Origin of the sequence: Dyella sp., assembly GCF_035508675.1 — a bacterium.
In the GTDB taxonomy this organism is placed as follows: domain Bacteria; phylum Pseudomonadota; class Gammaproteobacteria; order Xanthomonadales; family Rhodanobacteraceae; genus Dyella_B.
The window spans coordinates 1-4,074 of the sequence record NZ_DATJMN010000349.1; the positions used below are offsets into that span (position 1 = coordinate 1).

Here is a 4,074-nt window from a genome sequence, read left to right on the forward strand (position 1 = left end):
TGACCAAGCCGCGCATCCTGATTCTCGACGAGCCGACGCGCGGCGTGGACGTGGGCGCGAAGGCGGACATCTATCGCCTGATCTTCGAGCTGGCGAAAGAGGGAATTTCGATCATCCTGGTGTCGTCCGAGCTGCCGGAAATTCTCGGCACCAGCGATCGCGTGCTGGTGATGGGCGAGGGACGCCTGTGCGCGGACCTGCCGAACGACGGGCTGACGCAGGAGCAGGTGATGGCGGCGGCGATTCCGCAGGCGAAGCGGGCTTAGGTTCGCTTTTTTTTGTAACGCTCAATGTTGTCTTGCCGTCATTCCGGCGAAGGCCGGAATCCAGTACGAACATGCGTCCGAAGGACACAGCAGTGGCTTTGAGTGCTTCGCACAACGTACTTGAACTGGATTCCTGCGTTCGCCGGAATGACAAACGCTTCGAACAAGCCGTTTAGTCGGCTTGAGTGACATTCAATTAGGGAAATGTGAGCTTGAACATGCGCGCACAAGAACTCCGCACACTTTTCGTCCGCTACAAGATCCTCGCGCTGCTGCTTGCGCTGGCGGTGATCTGGGTGTTCTTCCACATCGCCACCGACGGCGCCTTCATCAGCTCGCGCAATCTTTCCAACCTGCTGCGCCAGACGTCGATCACCGGCATGCTGGCCTGCGGCATGGTGTTCGTGATCATCGCCGGCGAGATCGACCTGTCGGTCGGTTCCCTGCTTGGCCTGCTCGGCGGTGTCGCCGCGGTGCTGACGGTGAACCTGCAATGGGGATCGTGGCCGGCGGTGGGCGTGGTGCTGCTGCTGGGGCTTGCCGCCGGCATGCTCAACGGCTTTATCGTCACGCGGCTGCGCGTGCCGTCGTTCATCGTCGGCCTGGGCGGCATGCTGGCGTTTCGCGGCGTGCTGCAGGGCATTACGCATGGCGCCACCATTGCGCCGGTGCCGGCCGACATGGTGTATCTCGCACAGGGCTACGTGAACCCTACGCTTTCGAGCTGGCTGGCGGTGATCATCTTCGTGGCGCTGGCGGTGATGACGATCGCCCGCCGCCGCCGCCGTGCCGCCTTGTCGATTCCGCAATCGGCCGCCTGGCGGGATGCCGTCAAGGTGGTCGCCATCGGCGCGGTAATGGCCGGCTTTCTGGTGATGCTCAATCGCTACAACGGCGTGCCGCTGCCGGTGATGATCCTGCTTGGGTTGCTGGCGATCTTTACCTACATCGGTACACAGACGGTATTCGGCCGACATATCTACGCGGTGGGCGGCAACATGGAAGCCAGCCGCTTGTCCGGCATCGACGTATCCGGCGTGAAGATGGTGGTGTTTGCGCTGATGGGTTTGATGTGCGCGTTTGCCGGCATCATCAACACCGCGCGGCTGGCGGCCGGTTCACCGTCTGCCGGCACCAACGGCGAACTGGATGCGATCGCGGCGTGCTTTATCGGCGGCGCTTCCATGCGCGGCGGTGCGGGTACGGTGCACGGCGCGCTGATCGGTGCGCTGGTGATGGCCAGCCTCGACAACGGCATGTCGATGATGGACGTCGACAACTACTGGCAGTTGATAGTGAAGGGCTCGATCCTGGTGATTGCCGTGTGGGTGGACGTGCTGTCGGGTACCAAGCGTGATTGAGTGCGTAGGCTGGGATGAAAAGGGGACTTAGACAATGGTGAGCACGAGCCGCCGCAACATTTTCAAAATGGCGCTCACCAGCGCGGCCGCCGTGCCGTTCGTGGCGAAAGCAGGCACCGCACACTGCGCTCCCTACAAGCCCCAATGGGCACGTGGCCCGGAAAACCAGCGCAAAGCCGATCTCGGCAACGGCACCTACCTCAACCCCATCGTCGCCGGCGATCACCCTGATCCCACCATCCTCAAGGATGGCAACGACTACTACATGACGTTCACGTCGTTCTGCTACTACCCGGGCATCGTGATCTGGCATTCCACCGATCTGCTGAATTGGGCGCCGGTCACTGCCGCGCTGCATAAACCGCTCGGCACCATCTTCGCCGTCGACCTGTGCAAGCACAACGGCCGCTACTTCATCTACATCCCCGCCGACACGGGCAACGGTTGGTCCATCCACGTGATCTGGACGGACGACATCAAAGGCCCGTGGAGCGATCCCATCGACATGGACATCGTGGGCTGCATCGATCCGGGCCACGTGGTGGGCGAGGACGGCAAGCGCTACCTGTTCGTCAACGGCATTCGCATGGTGCGCCTGACCGACGATGGCCTGGCGGCGGATGGTCCATTGGTGCATGCCTACAGTCCGTGGCGTTATCCAGAAAACTGGGTGGTGGAAGATTTCGCGCCGGAAGGCCCGAAGCTGCTGCGCCACGGCGAATGGTTTTATCTGATTACCGCCGTCGGCGGCACCGCCGGTCCGCCGACCAGCCACATGGTGATCGCCGCGCGCTCCCGATCCGTCCACGGCCCGTGGGAGGATTGCCCGCACAACCCGTTGGTGCGCACGGTCAGCGCCGACGAACCGTGGTGGTCGCGCGGTCACGCCTCGCTGGTGGAAGGCCCCGCAGGCGACTGGTGGATGGTTTACCACGGTTACGAGAATGGTTTGCGAACGCTGGGTCGCCAGACCTTGCTGGAGCCGATGACCTGGACCGCGGACGGTTGGTTCCGCGCCATCGGCGGCGATCTGTCCAGGCCATTGCCTGCGCCCAAAGGCGGTGCGCGCGGTCCAGCCGGCGCCGCCTGGTCGGACGACTTCAGCAGCAACCGTCTCGGCGTGCAATGGACGTTCTACAACCCGACACCGGAAGACATGCAGCGTGCGCGTTACGAGGCCAATGGCCTGCGCATCGCCGGCAAGGGCCAGTCGCCGGCCGATACCTCGCCGTTGACGTGCCTGGTCGGCGATCGTTCCTATGTCGCCGAAGTCACGCTTGATCTCATCGGCGACGCCGAAGGCGGCCTGCTGCTGTTCTACAACCCGAAGGCATTCGTCGGCATCGGCTTTACGCCGGCGCAGATGAAAACCTTCGAGTACGCCTCCGAACTCGGCTGGGCGCGCAAGCCGATGCAGACCTCCAGTGTGCGGATCCGGCTGACCAACGACCACAACGTGGTGACTTTCCATTACTCGCACGACGAAGGCAGAACCTGGACGCTGCTCGACCTGCGCATGGAGGTGTCTGGCATCCACCACAACGTGTTCGGCGAGTTTCTCAGCCTCCGGCTTGGCATCTACAGCGCCGGCCAGGGCAGCATACGCGTGCGCAATTTCACCTACCGCGCCATCGCCTGAGCGTGGCCCATTAATACAGTTTGTTGGATCACTCCAGCCCTCCCGGCGGCGGGCGAGAGGCCTTAGCCTTTGCACATCGCTCGCAGCCCCAGACTGCGGGCGCGCAAGTGCAAGCAGCGGCATACCAACCCCTGGTGACGCTGGTTGGACGGCGCCGGCTGGACGTGAGTCCATGCCGGCGTTTTTTTATGCGTGCACCCAAGCTTATATTCGCCGCATGCGTCGTGACGCAACGTTCACGCCCATTATCAAAACAAAAATCACCGTTTACGAAATTGGATGTTCAAACGCATATTCACGATTTTTGGTTTGACGTGATGCGCTTGCACGACTATCGATAGCGTCGGTCATGCAGTGACGCCACTGCATGTAAAGAGGGGAGTGACAATCCACATAGGTAAAAGGGGTTCGACTCCCCGCAGATGTTTGCACGCCAAAAACATGGCATGAATCATCACATCGGGAGAACGACATGAAGAAGACGCTTGCTTCGATGCTTGCCGGGATGTTGCTTTGCGCAGGTGTGACCACTGCCGCGCACGCCGGTGCCTACAATCTTTATCCGCCGTATTTCGCATGGGACAACAATTTCAACAACAGCAACATCGCGTGGAGCCCGTCCAGTGGCCAGTATCCGCAATGGACGGCATCGTTCAATTTCAGCAGCAACAGCTTGTACGGCTATCCCGCCAGCATCCGCGGCTGGCACTACGGCTGGAACCCCACCGGCGACACGCTGTTCCCGAAACAGCTCTCCACCGTCAGTACGATCCCGGCGGCGTTCTCGTATGCATCCGGCGGCAGCAAT

The 4,074-nt window shown here is 61.7% G+C and carries 2 protein-coding genes and 3 pseudogenes; all 5 read left to right on the forward strand.

From position 1 onward, the window contains the following. A pseudogene (locus VMA74_RS18415) lies at positions 1–266 on the forward strand (D-xylose ABC transporter ATP-binding protein); the annotation flags it as partial. A 218-nt stretch (positions 267–484) separates the two neighbouring features. Next, positions 485–1,627: a sugar ABC transporter permease gene (locus VMA74_RS18420; protein ID WP_325369622.1), complete on the forward strand. Its 1,143-nt coding sequence runs from the start codon at positions 485–487 to the stop codon at positions 1,625–1,627. Between the two features lie 34 nt (positions 1,628–1,661). Continuing rightward, positions 1,662–2,757, forward strand: a pseudogene (locus VMA74_RS18425) (family 43 glycosylhydrolase); the annotation flags it as partial. Further along, the gene (locus VMA74_RS21670) at positions 2,748–3,266 is read left to right on the forward strand and encodes a hypothetical protein (RefSeq protein WP_414649639.1); all 519 of its coding nucleotides are present in this window, start codon (positions 2,748–2,750) and stop codon (positions 3,264–3,266) included. The pseudogene VMA74_RS18425 and the gene VMA74_RS21670, both read left to right, overlap by 10 nt. Positions 3,267–3,738: 472 nt before the next feature. After that, positions 3,739–4,074 (forward strand): annotated as a pseudogene (locus VMA74_RS18430) (cellulase); the annotation flags it as partial.

Bases quoted from the DNA above. Each gene is read 5' to 3' on its own strand.
- VMA74_RS18420 (WP_325369622.1), top strand. From the start codon at position 485: ATGCGCGCACAAGAACTCCGCACACTTTTCGTCCGCTACAAGATCCTC.